This is a genomic window from Tistrella mobilis KA081020-065 (assembly GCF_000264455.2).
GTDB classification, from domain to species: domain Bacteria; phylum Pseudomonadota; class Alphaproteobacteria; order Tistrellales; family Tistrellaceae; genus Tistrella; species Tistrella mobilis.
Map to the genome: position 1 here is coordinate 3,079,019 of NC_017956.1, position 15,762 is coordinate 3,094,780.

Sequence of the window (15,762 nt, forward strand, 5' to 3'; positions counted from 1 at the left end):
CGGGGTGCAGGCGGCGATGCCATCGCGATCGTCCACGCGGGCTTCCATCCAGGATCCGCCCGTCCGCCGGCGATGATCCCGCCCGCGAAGCCCCGTCGCGTCTGGCGTCCCGGGGCGTGGTGGCCGGTCCCGCATCGGGCCGGCCTTGTGCAACCACCATGCGTCAACCGCGCGAAGGATGCAACATCTCGCCGATTTTCAATCAATGGGGGAGAATTCGTCCCGTCACGCATCCCGGGGCATCGAACTCTGTCCCCCACCATGCTGCGGATGCCCGCGCCGGATACCCTGAGGTTGCACCGCCCGCACCTGCGACACCGGGGCACAGGGTGCCCGGGCGGGCACGAGCCTGAAAGGCGAGTGCTGAAAAATCAATGGGTTGGCCAAGCCAATCCCTTGTAAAGCAAGGGGTTTTCATTCTTGACACGCATAGGGCTTCCCCGTATGGTTCACGCGCCTTCGGCAGCGCTGTTGCGGCGCGGCCGGCGTGCCCGGGTGACCGGGTGCCAAGGTGCGGCAGCAGAGATGCGGCCCGCCTGGTGCCGGAAATCCAGAGGCGCCTTCCACCGACCGGATGCTCAAGGCGGGCCGACGCTCATGGATGACCGGGACGACTCGGGACTGAAAGAGCTTGAAGCCCGACTGAAGCAGGCACGATCCTCCACCGGCCGCCGCACGGGCGACGGTCCGGGGAATTCGCGTGAGCCGGTGAAGGGCATCGGGTTCGCCGCTCGCGTCGGGACGGACCTCCTGGCGGCTCTCGTCGTCGGGCTCGGGCTTGGCTGGTTTATCGACCGCTGGCTCGGCACGGCACCCTTCGGAATGCTCGTCTTCTTTCTATTTGGTGCGGCGGCCGGCATACGCAATGCCTATGCCTTCGCCAAACGGACGATGAACGAGATCGATGAAGGCGAAGCGCAGGGCAACGGCCCGGCCGGGCCCCCGCAAGGGGATGGGTCGGGACGACAGGACGGCACCCGTGATGCCGGACGGAAAGATTGACGGGTCTGCGGGTCGACCGCGGGCAAGGGTGCGGAAGGTGGCCGGCATGCGGGAACTCCCCGGTGCCGACGGCTCCGGCCAGGGTTGAGTTCTTAACGAAGAGCGAGGGCCACGGTGGCGGAAGCACATAGCCCGCTTGAGCAGTTCCACATCAAGCGTCTGGTCGACCTCCAGATCGGCGGCGTCGACATCTCCTTCACCAACTCGTCGCTGTGGATGTTCATCGCCATCGCGGCCGTTACGCTGTTCCTGACGCTGGGCTCGCGCAATCGCGCCCTCGTTCCGGGCCGCGGACAGTCGATGGCGGAGATGTCCTACGAGTTTGTCGCGAACATGCTTCGAGACAACGTGGGGTCGGAAGGCCGGAAGTACTTCCCCTTCATCTTCACGCTGTTCATGTTCGTCCTGTTCGCCAACCTGGCGGGCATGCTCCCCTACAGCTTCACCACCACCAGCCATATCGTCGTCACCTTTGCGATGGCGCTGTTCGTCTGGCTGCTGACCACTGTGATCGGTCTGGTGAAGCATGGCGGTCACTTCTTCAGCTTCTTCGTTCCCCAGGGCGTGCCCCTGTGGATGATGCCGCTGGTGGTGCCGATCGAGATCATCTCCTATCTGTCGCGTCCGATCAGCCTGTCGGTGCGACTGTTCGCGAACATGGTTGCCGGGCACACGATGTTGAAGGTGCTGGCCGGCTTCATCGTCGCGCTCGGTGTCGCGGGCATTGCGCCTCTCGTGGTGGTCGTGGGCCTCACCGCCCTCGAACTCTTCATCGCCGCGCTGCAGGCCTATGTCTTCGCGATCCTGACCTGCATCTACCTCAACGACGCGCTGCACCTGCATTGAGATCCGGGACCGGATCCGACCGACCGGCGATGTCGCCGGCCGGTCCCCGGTCACGGGCAGGTATCAGGCGATCGCCTCTCTGAAAACCAGTCCCTTTGTCAAGATAAGGAAGTTGAGCGATGGAACTGGAAGCCGCAAAGATGATCGGTGCCGGCCTCGCGGTGCTTGCGCTGTTCGGCGTCGGTATCGGTATCGGCAACATCTTCTCCTCGCTGGTCAGCTCGCTGGCGCGGAACCCCTCGGTCCGCACCACCGTGTTCCCCCTCGCGATGCTCGGCTTCGCGCTGGTCGAGGCGGTCGGCCTCTTCGCCCTGCTGATCGCGCTGATCATCCTCTTCGTGTTCTGATCAGCACGACGGCCGGGAACCGGTACCGAGCGGGCCCGAGGGGTGTGAAAACACCGCCTCGGGCGCGTTCGTGAGGGCGGGGACGGCAGACGGCCTCCGGAATGAAGCCCGTCAGGGTACGACTTTCCGACCAGGGCACGATCCGCCTGCCACGCCAGACTTTCGCCATGACGGCCGGCCCCGCGGGGCCCCGTCCACGAAATGCCCCGGGAGACCCATGCCTCAGTTCGAACCGAGCACATTCGCGTCGCAGATCTTCTGGCTGGTGGTGTCCTTCGGCCTGCTCTATCTGCTGATGTCGAAGATCGCGCTCCCGCGCATCGCCGATATCCTCGAGGTGCGCCAGGACCGTATCGCCGCCGATCTCGATCGTGCCGAAGCGCTGAAGCGCGAGGCCGAAGAGGCGCGTGCGGCCTATGAAGCGGCACTCGCCAATGCCCGCGCCGAAGCCCAGAAGCTTCTGGAGCAGGCCGGCGAGCAGGCCCAGGCCGAGGCCCAGCGGCAGCTCGACGCGCTTGACGAGCGTCTGGCCGCCAAGGTCCGCGAGGCCGAAGCCGCCGTTGCCGCCGCCAAGGCGGACGCCATGGCCGATCTCGCGTCGCTCGCGACCGAGACCGCCGAGGCGGCCACCGCGAAGCTGGCCGGTGCGCCGGTCGATGGTACTGCGGTCCGCAGCGCCGTCGATGCCGCCCTGGCTGCCACCTCGTCGCGGAAGGAGTGAGGCCGATGTTCTCCGATCCCACTTTCTGGGTCGCCGTCGCCTTCGTCCTCTGCATCGCCGGGCTTGGCTTCCTGAAGGTCCACAAGGCCATCGGGGGCATGCTCGACGCCCGTGCAGCCGCGATCCGCGCCGAACTCGATGCCGCGCAGAAGCTGCGTGAGGACGCCCAGGCGCTCCTCGCCCAGTATCAGCGCAAGCAGCGCGAGGCGATGCAGGAAGCCGAGCAGATGGTCGCCCATGCGCGCACCGAAGCGAAGCGCATCGTCGAGATGGGCCAGACCCAGCTGGCCCAGTCGATCGAGCGTCGCGAGCGCATGGCCGCCACCAAGATCGCCCAGGCGGAAGCCGATGCGATCGCCGAGGTCCGTGCGACCGCGGTCGATGTGGCGATGGCGGCGACCGAGCAGGTGCTGCGCACCCAGCTCTCGGCCGACCGTCAGGCCAAACTGGTGGACGACACCATCGCCGGCCTCAAGACCCTGCACTGATCCGCGTCTCCCGCGATCCGGGCAGTTCCGAAACGCCCCGCCGGTTTTGCCGGCGGGGCGTTTCGCGTTTCGGGACCGGCCCCCGCAGGTACTCCGACGTCAATATAATGCTGCGTCATTGGTCAGATGTATCGACGTCGATGTAATGTCGCGTCACCGGAATGATCCTCCGGCGTCGATGTAATGTTCCGTCACCAATGTGGCCCACCGTTGACCCGGTGCGTCTGGAGGCTCGCCATGCGGCCGGTGATCAGGCAGGATGCACCGGCGGGAGAAATGACGGCCGGCCGGGCGAAGACCTGCCGGACGGCCGGGGCATATGGCGACGGGGACAGGGCGTGCGGCAGTTTCGATCACTGAGAGTGGCGGTGTTTCTGGGCGTGGCCGCCATCCTGGGCGTCACCGCCGCCGTGATCCTGCCATCGACCACCGCCCTGCTGGAGCGGAGCTTCGTCTCGGAACGGGAGCGCGAGGCGACCAACACCATCGATCTCTTCGCCACCAGCCTGCGCGAGCGTTTCCAGTCGCTGATCCGCCAGAAGGTCGATGCCGTCGAACAGCGCAAGACGGCGCTGCGCGACCAGGGAGACCAGGTGGTCTCGGTGCTCTCGGCCCTTCGCCGCCTGGCCGCCAATGGCGGGATGAGCGAGACCGCTGCCCGCAACACCGCCCTGCAATGGCTGTCGGACCAGCCGCGCAGCGAGGCCCGCTATGTCATCGTCTATGACGGCGAGATGCGGGTGCTGATCCACCCGGATGCATCGCTGCTGGGCCAGACGCTGATCGACGGCCGCGACATGAAGGGTCGCCCGGCCTTCAGGGCGGCGCAGGAGGACGTCCTTCAGTATGGCGACACCTTCTCCACCTTCCCCTGGCAGAGCCTGGACGCCACCGAGACCCGGCTGAAATTTGGCTATTTCCGCAATTTCGAGCCCTGGGGCTGGACGGTGGCGGTGATCGCCGATGCCGAGGACGTGCAGCGCGCAGCCGATGCCCAGATGGCGCAGATGATCCGGGATCTGACCAACAGCGTCCATGCTCTCCGCCTGGGCGATCGCGGCCGGGCGATGATCTTCGACGGCCAGGGGCGGCTGGTGATCCCGCCCCAGGGCGGCGATACCGCCTGTGCGGCGATCAGTACCGCCGTCGACAGCTGCGCCGACGCCTTCGCCATGCTGCCGCAGGACCTGCCCCGCCAGGACACGGTGGCCGTGCCGCCGCCGGCCGGGGCGGACGACGTCGTGCTCTACGCCCATCTGTTCAAGCCGCTGGACTGGCGGGTGACGATGCTGCTGTCGCGCGACGACATTCTGGGCCCGGCGCACGAGGTCACCCGCAATCAGGCGCTGCTGCTGGGTTCCGTGCTGGTGCTGTCGTTCCTGGCGGCCTATCCGCTCTCGGGCTGGCTGGTGCGGCCGCTGCGCCGGCTGGAGGTCCGGGTCCGCGCCCTCGCCTCGCAGGATTTCACCCGGGATGCGCCACCCGATCCGGGGCTCCGGCGGATGATCGACGATCGTGCCGACGAGATCGGCCGGCTGGCCTCTGCCTTCGCCTTCATGGACGAAACGCTCCGCGCCAAGATCCGCGAGCTGATCCGGGTGACGGAAGAGCGTATGCGGATCGAAGGCGAACTCGCCGCCGCGCGCGACATTCAGGAAGGCCTGCTGCCCAAGACCTTCCCGCCCTTCCCCGACCGGCCCGAAATCAATCTCCATGCCCGCCTGGTGCCGGCGAAGGAGGTCGGCGGCGACCTGTTCGACTTCTATTTCGCCGAAGGTCGCCATTTCTACTTCGTGGTCGGCGACGTCTCGGGCAAGGGCGTGCCGGCGGCGCTGTTCATGGCGATCACCCGCACCCTGCTCAAGACCTCGGCCGAGAAGGGCCTGACCCCGGCCGAGATGCTGGCCGAGGTGAACGACATGCTGGCGCGCGACAACCCGAACACCATGTTCGTCACCCTGTTCTGCGGCCGGATCGATCTGGCGGCCGGACGGCTGGAATACTGCAATGCCGGCCACAACCCGCCGCTGCTGCTGCGCCGCGGCGCCACGGCGCCCGAGGCCCTGAGCACGGTCTGCGGCCCGGCGCTGGGGGTGATGGAAGACATGCCATACCGGGCGATGTCGCTGAACCTCTGCGCCGGCGACGAGCTGCTGGTCTATACCGACGGCGTGACCGAGGCCCACAACCCCGACAAGGCGCTCTACGGCGACGACCGGCTGCTCCGGGTGTCGGCCGGCGGCATGGCGGCCGATCCGAAGCGCTTCGTCGACCGGCTGTTCGACGACATCGACGATTTCGTTGCCGGTGCCGACCAGTCGGACGATATCACCGTCTTCGCCCTGCACTACGCCGGCCCCGGGGCCGACGCCACCACCGCAGCCCCCGAGGCACTACGGAGCATCGGATGACCCTCTGGAAGCCCTCGACCCTGTTCGGACGTGTCCTGCTGTCGCTGCTGATCGGCCTGGCGCTCGCCGGACTGCTGATCGGCCTGGTGCCCGCCTCGGCCCATGCCGCCCCGCCCTCGCCCGAAATCCGCGCCGCGGCGGAGGCGATCCCGCCGGTGCCGGGGCCCGAGACCCCCGAAAAGCGCTTCCGCATCGGCTATTACGAAGGCGGCCAGTACGGCGACTACAAGATCATCCTGGCCGCCATCGTCCGCGGGCTGATGCAGCTGGGCTGGGTGCCCCAGATCGATCTGCCGCCGATGGACCAGGTGCCGGATTCCGCCACCCTCTGGCGGTTCCTGGTCGCCAATGCCAATGGCGGCCATGTCGAATTCGTCGGCGACGCCCATTACACCGCCGGCGATTTCGACCCCGAGCGCCGCAAGCAGGTCCGGCCCGAGATCATCGAACGGCTGACCGGCCGGCAGGATATCGACCTGATGATCGCCATGGGCACCTGGGCGGGCCAGGATCTGGCCAATGACGCCGTCACCACGCCTATCGTCGTCGCCTCCACCTCGGATCCCGTCGCCTCGAAGATCATCCCGTCGCCGGATGATTCCGGCCGTCCCAACCTGCATGCCAAGGTCGAACCCGGCCGCTATGGCCGCCAGGTGGAGCTGTTCGACGATATCGTCCGGGCGAAACGCCTGGGCGTGGTCTACGAGAACACGCTGGAAGGCCGCACCTTCGCCGCGATCGAGGAAGTCGAGGCGGTGTCCGCCGCCCGCGGCTTCGATCTCGTCACCTGTTTCGCACCCTTCAACGGCGTGCCGGAAGAGGTCGCGAAGGCCGAGGCGGTGCGCTGCTACAAGGAACTGGCGCCCAAGGTCGACGCGCTTTACATCACCGTCCATCGCGGCGTGACCAGCAGCAGCCTTGCCGCCATCGTCGATGCGGCGCTGGATGCCGGCGTGCCCACCTTTTCGATGGCCGGATCGGGCGACGTTCGCCGGGGCGTGCTGATGAGCATCGCCCAGGGCGATTTCTCGTATGTCGGGCTGTTCCATGCCGAGGTGATCGGCCGGATCTTCAACGGTGCGGAACCCTGGGCGCTGGATCAGCGTTGGGTGGCGCCGGCCAAGATCGCGCTCAATCTGGAGACCATGGAGATCATCGGCTTCAACCCGCCGGTCGACATTCTGCTGGCCGCCGACGAGATCTACCGCAAGATCGAACGCTGACCGAGCCCGGCGGCGGCGGACGCCTTGGGCGCCGCCCCGCCCAGGGCGACATGCCGCCGGGCGAAGACCAGACGCGCCAGCCGCGCGGCCATGTCGTCATGGCCGGCTTCGACCATCGCGATCGCCCGATCGGCGCCGCTCTGCCCCGTCTTAAGCACGAAGGCCGGATAGGCGAGGAAGCGCGCCTCGCGCGCATCGAGCCCGGCCCCCGCCAGATCGACCAGCTCCGCCGCCAGACGGGCCGCGGTCAGGCCGTCGACCTCGGCCGCCAGCCCGTCGCGCATCGCGCGTTCGCGCAGCAGCATCAGCCGCGCCCAGCCATGGCGGGCAATGACGGCCAGGCCCCGGTCCATCACCGCGAGCAGCCCCTTCTGCAGGGCGCCGGCCGCACTCACCACACTGGCCGCCACGGCCTCGCCGCCCAGATCGATCAGCTCCTGATCGGGCAGATTGGCGCCGGGGGCGCGGCCTTCCAGATAGACCGCGGAGGTCGTCTCGGCCATCAGCCGGGCCAGGGCCGCGTCGCTGTCGACCACCGCGGCGAGCGTCGCCGGCTCGGGCATGCGGCCGGGGGCGAAGGCGAAACGCAGCCGGGCATCCAGGAAGTTCGACGATTGCAGCGCCGCGAAATGGGTGGCGGAGGGGCGGATCTGCACCACCATGTCGTCGCCGCGCAGCCGGCCGCTCCAGCTGCGGCCTTGGCCGAGGAACTCCCGCAGGGTCGGCTGGCCCTCGACCTCTACCAGGCCGCCGATCTTCGAGGTGGGGGCCAGGTCTGCGGGCCCATGCGGCAGGGCCGGCAGTGGTGCATCCACGCCCAGCGCCCAGCGCATATAGGCGGCAAGCCCGACAAAGGGCTCGGCTGGCGGCACGAAACAGCTGCGGTCGCGGGCGGCATGGGCCCCCCCGCACATCCGCGACCAGAGGGTCAGCCGGTTTTCCCTGAAGCCGGTCGCGCGGCCGTTCTCGTAGGGGCTGTTGGCAAAGAGGGCGATGAAGGCGGCCGAGAAGCCCAGCACCAGATTGACCGCATCGGCGCCGCGATCTACGGGCACATCGGTCGACGGGCTGTTATGGGCCTTGGCGTCGATGCCGGCCGAATGATCCCAACCCCGCACCTCGTTCCAGTAGTCGTAGACCGGCTTGGGCGCCCGGGTCGCGTGGTAGAAGGCCTGTGACACCGGCTGGAAGGGATGCTCGGCCAGATTGACCAGCATGCCGCCCGAGGCCGCCACGGCGGCCCCCACCCGATCCAGCGCCTCGCGCGCCTCGTCGTCGAGTTGCTCCAGACCGGTGACCGGCCCGAGCGAGGCTTCGAGATTGTTGAACCCGTTGTCGACCGAGATCATGCCCGCGGCATCGCGCAGGCCGACCACCCGGCCGCCGAGGCTGAGCGGCTGCGGCGCCCGGCCTTCGGCATCGCCATCGGCGACCAGGCGGTCGAACACATCGGGGACCGCCAGGCTGGTGGCGTCCGCGGCCGAGGCGATCGGCAGTTCGATCTCCACCCCGACCTTGACCGGGCGCGGCACCTGCAGGCGCTCGACGGTCATGAGCTGGCCTCCGCCTCCCCCGCCGCAGGCGGGGCGGGGCGACGGTCGAGCACCAGGAAGAGCAGGCCGGCCGCCAGCATCAGCCCGGCCGTGGCCGCCAGCCCCGCCGTGGTGCCGACCACCGCGAACAGGCCGCCCACGATCAGCGGCCCCAGCATCTGGCCGAACTTGTCGGCCGAGCGCTTCATGCTGACCGCCCGGCCGATGCCGGCACGCGCGACACCGGCCCCCTGCAGGCCATGGGCGCTCTGCGCGCCACCCGCAATGCTGCCCGAAACGCCGATCAGGAACACGGCGGCGACCAGCGCCATCAGATTGCCGCCGATGCTGGCGACGACCAGGGCGGCGGCGGCCGCCAGCGCACCGGCCACGATGAAGGGCCGCTTGTCGGTCACCTTGTCGGTCAACCGGCCGAAAAGCGGGCCGAGCAGGATGACGGCCAGACCGTTGACCATCAGCACGCGGCCGATATCGGACTGATTGATGCCCTGTTCGGCCAGATAGACCGGCACCGCGAAGTTGAGCAGGCCGACCTGGGCGATCGAGAACGGGATCACGCTGCAGACCAGCACCAGCATGAAGGTGCGATCGGTGAGCAGGCCGCGCCAGCCGCCGCCTTCCTCGGCCGTCACAGGGGCTGCGGCAACAGGCTTGCTGTCGGTCTCGACCGCCAGCTCGCGGCCGACGCTGACGGCGACCAGCGCCACCACCAGCGGCATGACCATGAACAGGGCCGCGACCAGGAAGACATTGGCATAGCCCAGCTGCTCGGCCAGCATCGCCCCGATGGCGGTGCCGCACATCTGGCCGACGAAGATGCCGGCGATCAGCCCGGCCGTGGCACTGGCCCGGCGCTCGGGCAGCGTGGTCGCGTAGAGATGGCTCTGGATGCCCATCCAGGCAAAGCCATAGCCGAGCCCGCCCAGGGCGCGCGCGGCGATGAAGGCCGCGGGGTGGGTCTGGGTCGCCATCACCACCAGCGAAACCATGTTGGCCAGCATGCAGAGGCCGAAACCGGTCAGCACCGGCACCTGCCAGCCGCGGCGATCGGCCATGGGCCCGGCGATGAGCGCGGTGACCAGGGCACACATCATCTCGGCCGATACCGGGGCGGCCATCATGATGTCGCTGGTTGCAGCGCCATTACCCGCGGCCAGCAGGCGCATGGCCAGCGGCACGAAGGACAGCGGCAGCGACCAGGCGAGCAGGAACAGGAAGGCCATCGGCCGGGCAAAGCGCGAATCGGCGATGCCGCCCGTCCCGACGCGGCCGCGGACCGCGGCAAAGACGAAGATCAGCCCCTCGCCCACGATCATGGCCGAAACCAGCGCCAGGGTGACGGCGTCGAGCACGCGGGACTGGACGCTGTCGGCGATGGCGGCGCCGGACAGCGTGATCTCGATGCGGCCGGCGGGGCGGCCGCCGCTGCCGGCGACCGTGGTCAGATCCCGGATCACCACCGGCCCGGCATCCGGGCCGGTCACGCCGGCGGCGGCGATGCGCGTGCCGTCGGGGCCGACCAGGGCAGCACCGCCGATCAGCGGCACCTGATCGATCAACCGGGCGAAATTGTCCTCGATCCGCCCCATGAAGCGGAGGCCGATGCCCTTGTTGATCAGCTGATCGAGATCATTGGCCACCGAGGCGGCCAGGCGCTCGCCCTGACGCGCGGCCGCGGTTTCGACGGCGCTGCGGAACTCGCCGATCGCATAGGCGGCAAACCCCGCCTGGGCCAGCACCACGACCGCGATGCCGGCCACCCGCATCCGCTTCAGCCGCACCGCATCAGCCGCCCGGCCGCGGGCCGAGGCGAAGCCCAGCCCCAGCGTGACCAGTACACCCAGAATGGTGGCCGCGGCCGCCGCAGCCACCATCGCCTGAACGGTGCGGCCGATTTCGGCGGTATGGGCCTCTTCGGGCAGCGCCACGCCCAGATGAGCGACCACCGCGCCACCGGCATCGCGGATCGGGAACAGCACCCAGCGGCGGCCGGCCGCCACGCGCTCGACCACCTCACCCCCCTTGTCCGCGCCGACCACCGGCACCGCCGCCTCTTCGCCGCGGCTGCCCAGCACATGGCCCTTCAGATCGATCACCGCCGCCTGACCGGCCAGCGGGATGTCCTGGCGGACATCGTCGAGCAGGTCGTCGAGGCCCGAGAATTTCTCGATCGGCTTGCCGTAGCGCACGGCGACCTGCAACCGGTCGGCCCATTTGCCGCCGATCGCGGTCACCTCGCTGACGGTCGCCTCGGCATCGACACGCTTCAGCGCGGTGAGGTTCAGGAAACCGGCAATGCCCATGCACACCGGCAGCAGCAGCGCCAGGGCAAGGGTGAGACGGAAGATCGGCCCGCGGGCCCGGGTGGCGAGGCTCATGGAAAGTGATTTTCCGCTATGCAGGACCATCCCCACCAAGGGGGCCGGATTCCCCGCATCCTACCCGGATGTATCGATTTTGGCCCGCGCTTCCTGTGCCCAGGTCAACCCGGATTGACGCCCATATGCCGCATCGCGGGATTTGCCGACCGAAACGCGAACCGCCCCGGTAGCGATGCTACCGGGGCGGTCGGGACAGGTCTGCGGGCGGTCACTCGGCCGCGGCGCGGGCCTCTGCCGGCGGGGTCCAGCGCAGCACCGGCTTGCGGGCGGCGAGCGTCTCGTCGAGACGCCGGCGCGGCGCATAGCGCGGGGCGGCATGGAAGGCTTCCGCCTCGCCCGCCTTGGCGCGGCGGGCGAGCGAGAGCAGCGCGTCGACCAGCTGGTCCAGCGCCTGCTTCGATTCGGTCTCGGTCGGCTCGATCAGCATCGCGCCATGCACCACCAGCGGGAAGTACATGGTCATCGGGTGGAAGCCCTCGTCGATCATCGCCTTGGCGAAGTCGAGCGTGCTGACCCCGGTGCCTTCGAGGAAGCCGTCATCGAACAGGCATTCATGCATGGCGGGGCCGGGGAAGGCCGGGGTCATCTCTTCCGAGAGCCGGGCCATCAGGTAGTTGGCCGCCAGCACCGCATCGCCCGAAGCCGCATGCAGGCCGTCGCGGCCCAGGCTCTTCATATAGGCGAGCGCCCGGGTGAACATGCCCGCCTGGCCGAAGAAGGCCTTGAGCCGGCCGACCGCCGGGCCGCCCGGCACGGCTTCGACCGTGTAGCTGCCATCGTCCTGCCGGCGGATCCGCGGACCCGGTGCCACATGGGCCAGGCTTTCGGCGAAGACCACCGGGCCCGAGCCCGGGCCGCCGCCGCCATGCGGGGTGGAGAAGGTCTTGTGCAGGTTGATGTGCATGCAGTCGAAGCCGAGTTCGGCCGGCTTCACCCGCCCGACGATGGCGTTGAAATTGGCGCCGTCGCCGTAGAAATAGGCGCCCACCTCGTGCACCGCATCGGCGATCACCTTCACGTCCCGTTCGAACAGGCCGCAGGTGTTGGGGTTGGTCAGCATCACCGCCGCGACATCGGGGCCAAGCGCCGCCTTCAGCGCCGCCACATCGACCCGGCCGTCATCGGTGCCCGGAATGCTCTGCACGGTATAGCCGCAGAGCACGGCCGAGGCGGGGTTGGTGCCATGGGCACTGTCGGGCACGATCACGCGCCTGCGGGCATCGCCGCGGGCGACATGGGCGGCACGGATCGCCATCAGCCCGGCCAGCTCGCCATGGGCGCCGGCGGCAGGGGCCAGCGTCACCTCGGTCATGCCGGTCAGCTCGGTCAGCCAGGTGCCCAGCTCGTGCATCATGCCGAGCGCGCCCTGGATGGTGGAAACCGGCTGCAGCGGGTGCAGATCGGCGAAGCCCGGCATCCGCGCCACCTTTTCGTTCAGGCGCGGATTGTACTTCATCGTGCACGAGCCGAGCGGGAAGAGCCCCGAATCGATCGAGTAGTTCTTCTGCGACAGGCGCACGAAATGGCGCACCACCTGCGGCTCGGCCAGGTCGGGCAGGCCGACCGGGGCCTTGCGCACCACACCGCCCAGCCGACTCTTCGTCTCGGGCACCGGCGCCAGATCGACGCCGATCCGGCCGGGGGTGCCCTGTTCGAAGATCAGCGGCTCTTCAAGCTGCAGGCCGCGATTGCCGGTCGCGGTTTCCGGGATCATCGAGATCTCCGGCGTCTCGTCACGCGAGACCCGGCCCTGGGAACGGTCCATCGCGGTCATGCCGAAAGCTCCTCGGTCAGCGCCGAGGCCAGCGCCTCGACATCCTCGTCGGTGACGAGTTCGGTCACCGCCACCACCAGCAGGTTCTGCAGTGCCGCCGCATCGGCCTCGACGCCGTCGAGCACCGCCGGCGCGATGCCCGCCAGAATGCCGCGCGCCGCCAGCCGCTCCACCACCGGTGCCGCCGGCCGCCCCAGATCGAGGGTGAATTCGTTGAAGAAGGTGTCGTTGACCAGGCTGAGACCCGGCACCGCCGCCAGGCGATCGGCGGCACGACCCGCCAGCGCATGGTTCAGCGCCGCCAGATGCGTCAGCCCCCGCTCACCAAGCATCGCCAGATGAATGGTGAAGGCCGAGGCGCAGAGACCGGCCGAGGTGCAGATGTTGCTGGTCGCCTTGTCGCGGCGGATGTGCTGCTCGCGGGTCGACAGCGTCAGCACGAAACCGCGGCGGCCATCGGCATCCACGGTCTCGCCGCAGAGCCGGCCCGGCATCTGGCGGAGGAATTTGGACCGGGTGGCGAAGAGCCCGACGGTCGGCCCGCCGAAGGTGAGCGCATTGCCGAAGCTCTGGCCCTCGCCGACCACGATATCGGCGCCCATGGCGCCGGGGCTTTCGACCGCGCCCAGCGACACCGCCTCGGTCACCGCCACGATCAGCAGCGCGCCCTTGGCATGCACCGCCTGGGCCAGCGCCGTCAGGTCGCGGACCTGGCCGAAGAAGCCGGGGTTCTGCACGATCACCGCCGCGGTGCCGGCATCGACCCGGGCCGCGACATCATCTTCCGCCATGGGGTCGGCCGGGGCGAGGTCGACCTCGATGCCGGCAAAGCCCAGCTGGTTCTGCACCACGGCGCGGTAATGGGGATGGACGGAGCCCGCCACCACCACCTTGTTCCGCCGGGTGATCCGCACCGCCATCATGCCGGCCTCGGCCGCCGCGGTAGAGCCGTCATAGAGCGAGGCATTGGCCACGTCCATGCCGGTCAGCAGGGCCACCTGGGTCTGGAACTCGAACAGGGTCTGCAGGGTGCCCTGGGCGATTTCCGGCTGGTAGGGGGTGTAGGCGGTCAGGAATTCGGACCGCTGGATCAGATGGTCGACGGCGGCCGGCACATGGTGGCGGTAGAGCCCGCCGCCCACGAAGAACGGTCCGTCACCGGCGGCCCGGCTCGCCCGGGCATAAGCGGCCATCTCGCGCTCGACCTGAAGCTCGCTCTTGCCCGGCGCCACGGCCTGGAAGGCCTCGGGGCCGTGCAGCAGACCGGCCGGCACGTCGGAATACAGGGCATCGATCGACGGGGCCCCGATCACGCGGAGCATCTCCGCGCGGTCCTCACCCGTCAGGGGCAGATAACGCATGATGAGATCACTCCAGCTCCGCGATGTAGGACGCATAGGCGTCCTCGTCCATCAGCTCGTCGAGCTGACCGGCATCGGTGACGCGGACCTTGAAGAACCAGCCCTCGCCCGCAGGGTCGCTGTTGACCAGGCTCGGGTCGTCGACCACCGCCTGATTGGCTTCGACCACCTCGCCGTCGATCGGCGCATAGACGTCGCTCGCGGCCTTGACCGATTCGACCACCGCGGCATCGTCGCCGGCGGCCAGAGACCGCCCGACCTCGGGCAGTTCGACGAACACCACATCGCCCAGCTGTCCCTGGGCGTAATCGGTGATGCCGACGGTTGCAACCTCGCCGTCGAGGTCGATCCATTCATGGTCTTTGGTGAAACGCAGAGTGCTCATGAGGAAGCTCGCTGTTCCCTGATGGGGCGGGAGTGTTGCAGGTCAGCGCCGGTAGCGATGCGGCGCGAAAGGCATGGGGGCGACGGTCGCCGGGCGGGATTTCCCGCGGACGTCGAGGGCAAGGGCGGTGCCGGGGGCGGCCAGATCGGCGCGGACATAAGCCATGGCCACCGGCCCGTCGACGCTGGGGCCGAAGCCGCCGCTGGTGACACGGCCGACGGTCTCGCCGGTTGCAGGGTCGATCACGTCGGTGCCTTCGCGCGCGATCACCTTGCCCTCGGGGATGAGGCCGACGCGCTTGCGCGCCGGGCCCTCGGCAAAGGCGGCGGCGATCACCGCCGCCCCGGGATAGCCGGCATCGGCGGTGCGGCGACGCTTCGCGATCGACCAGCCGAGCCCGGCTTCGACCGGATTGGTCGAGAGGTCGATATCGTGGCCGTAGAGGCAGAGCCCGGCTTCGAGGCGCAGGCTGTCGCGGGCGCCGAGACCGATCGGCGCCACCCGCTGGTCGGCCAGCAGCTTGCCGGCCAGGCTTTCCGCCCGATCGGCCGGAACCGAAATCTCGTAGCCGTCCTCGCCGGTATAGCCGGACCGGCTGACCAGGCAGGGAATGCCGGCGATGTCGAGCGGCTGCATCGACATGAAGGCCATGTCGGCCGCCGCGGGCGCCAGCGCCGCCAGCACGGCTGCCGCCTCGGGGCCCTGCAGGGCGAGCAGGGCGCGATCATCCAGGATGTCGAGGCTGTGGCCGGCCGGCAGATGCGCCGCGATATGGGCGAAATCATCGGCCTTGCAGGCCGCGTTCACCACCAGGAAGACATGGGTGTCGAACCGCGTCGCCATCAGGTCGTCGCGGATGCCGCCGTCATCGGTGGTCAGCTGGGTATAGCGCATCCGGCCGAGGCCGAGGCCGGTGATGTCGCCCGGCACCAGGTTTTCGAGCGCCGCCGCCGCATCCGGCCCGGTGATCCGTGCCTGGCCCATATGCGAGACGTCGAACAGCCCCGCATGGGTGCGGGTGTGCAGATGCTCGCCCTTGATGCCCATGGGATACTGGACCGGCATCAGATAGCCCGCAAAGGGCACCATCTTGCCGCCCTGCGCCAGATGCAGATCGTAAAGCGGGGTCTTGAGAAGATCGGCGGGGGTACCGCCCTGGGTCGGCTGGTCCGGACCGGACATCGGGTCGCTCCGAGAAAACAGGATTGCGGCCGCGCATCTCCCAGGTCCGGCGCCGCCGGTCGATCCGACGTTCCGTCCCCGGAGATGG

Annotated in this window: 13 protein-coding genes; 7 read left to right on the forward strand and 6 right to left on the reverse strand. The window is 69.0% G+C overall.

Going from position 1 to position 15,762, the window contains the following annotated elements; translation table 11 throughout:
* Positions 1-597: 597 nt before the first annotated feature.
* From TMO_RS14005 to TMO_RS14035, 7 genes are all read left to right on the forward strand, one after another.
* Positions 598-1,002: an AtpZ/AtpI family protein gene (locus tag TMO_RS14005; protein ID WP_014746293.1), complete on the forward strand. Its 405-nt coding sequence runs from the start codon at positions 598-600 to the stop codon at positions 1,000-1,002.
* A gap of 114 nt (positions 1,003-1,116) precedes the next feature.
* Positions 1,117-1,848, forward strand: a complete 732-nt coding sequence (locus TMO_RS14010; protein WP_014746294.1) for a F0F1 ATP synthase subunit A — start codon at positions 1,117-1,119, stop codon at positions 1,846-1,848.
* A 119-nt stretch (positions 1,849-1,967) separates the two neighbouring features.
* Positions 1,968-2,195, forward strand: coding sequence for an ATP synthase subunit C family protein (locus TMO_RS14015; protein WP_014746295.1), 228 nt, complete (start codon positions 1,968-1,970; stop codon positions 2,193-2,195).
* 217 nt (positions 2,196-2,412) lie between these two features.
* Positions 2,413-2,916, forward strand: a complete 504-nt coding sequence (locus tag TMO_RS14020; RefSeq protein WP_014746296.1) for a H+transporting two-sector ATPase subunit B/B' — start codon at positions 2,413-2,415, stop codon at positions 2,914-2,916.
* 5 nt (positions 2,917-2,921) lie between these two features.
* Positions 2,922-3,404, forward strand: a complete 483-nt coding sequence (locus tag TMO_RS14025) for a F0F1 ATP synthase subunit B (RefSeq protein ID WP_014746297.1) — start codon at positions 2,922-2,924, stop codon at positions 3,402-3,404.
* A 338-nt stretch (positions 3,405-3,742) separates the two neighbouring features.
* Positions 3,743-5,815: a SpoIIE family protein phosphatase gene (locus TMO_RS29505; protein ID WP_187297784.1), complete on the forward strand. Its 2,073-nt coding sequence runs from the start codon at positions 3,743-3,745 to the stop codon at positions 5,813-5,815.
* Positions 5,812-7,038 carry an ABC transporter substrate-binding protein gene (locus TMO_RS14035; protein ID WP_014746299.1) on the forward strand — a complete coding sequence of 409 codons (1,227 nt, stop codon included), beginning with the start codon at positions 5,812-5,814 and terminating at the stop codon, positions 7,036-7,038. Before TMO_RS29505 ends, TMO_RS14035 begins: the two co-directional genes overlap by 4 nt.
* On the opposite strand, the gene TMO_RS14040 is transcribed toward TMO_RS14035, so the two are convergent.
* The 6 genes from TMO_RS14040 to gcvT all read right to left on the reverse strand — a co-directional run bounded on the left by TMO_RS14040 (position 7,017) and on the right by gcvT (position 15,674).
* Positions 7,017-8,591, reverse strand: coding sequence for a glutamate-cysteine ligase family protein (locus TMO_RS14040; protein ID WP_014746300.1), 1,575 nt, complete (start codon positions 8,589-8,591; stop codon positions 7,017-7,019). The two genes, TMO_RS14035 and TMO_RS14040, sit on opposite strands and share 22 nt — an antisense overlap.
* Positions 8,588-10,969 carry an MFS transporter gene (locus tag TMO_RS14045; protein WP_014746301.1) on the reverse strand — a complete coding sequence of 794 codons (2,382 nt, stop codon included), beginning with the start codon at positions 10,967-10,969 and terminating at the stop codon, positions 8,588-8,590. Before TMO_RS14045 ends, TMO_RS14040 begins: the two co-directional genes overlap by 4 nt.
* Before the next feature lie 211 nt (positions 10,970-11,180).
* Entirely contained in the window at positions 11,181-12,746 is a 1,566-nt protein-coding gene (gene gcvPB / locus TMO_RS14050; protein ID WP_014746302.1) for an aminomethyl-transferring glycine dehydrogenase subunit GcvPB, read from the reverse strand.
* The gene (gcvPA, locus tag TMO_RS14055) at positions 12,743-14,107 is read right to left on the reverse strand and encodes an aminomethyl-transferring glycine dehydrogenase subunit GcvPA (RefSeq protein ID WP_014746303.1); all 1,365 of its coding nucleotides are present in this window, start codon (positions 14,105-14,107) and stop codon (positions 12,743-12,745) included. Before gcvPA ends, gcvPB begins: the two co-directional genes overlap by 4 nt.
* Positions 14,108-14,114: 7 nt before the next feature.
* On the reverse strand, positions 14,115-14,492 hold the full coding sequence (gene gcvH / locus TMO_RS14060) for a glycine cleavage system protein GcvH (protein WP_014746304.1): 378 nt from the start codon (positions 14,490-14,492) through the stop codon (positions 14,115-14,117).
* A 42-nt stretch (positions 14,493-14,534) separates the two neighbouring features.
* Positions 14,535-15,674 (reverse strand): glycine cleavage system aminomethyltransferase GcvT, encoded by a 1,140-nt coding sequence (gene gcvT / locus TMO_RS14065; RefSeq protein ID WP_014746305.1) that lies wholly within the window; start codon positions 15,672-15,674, stop codon positions 14,535-14,537.
* Positions 15,675-15,762: the final 88 nt, after the last annotated feature.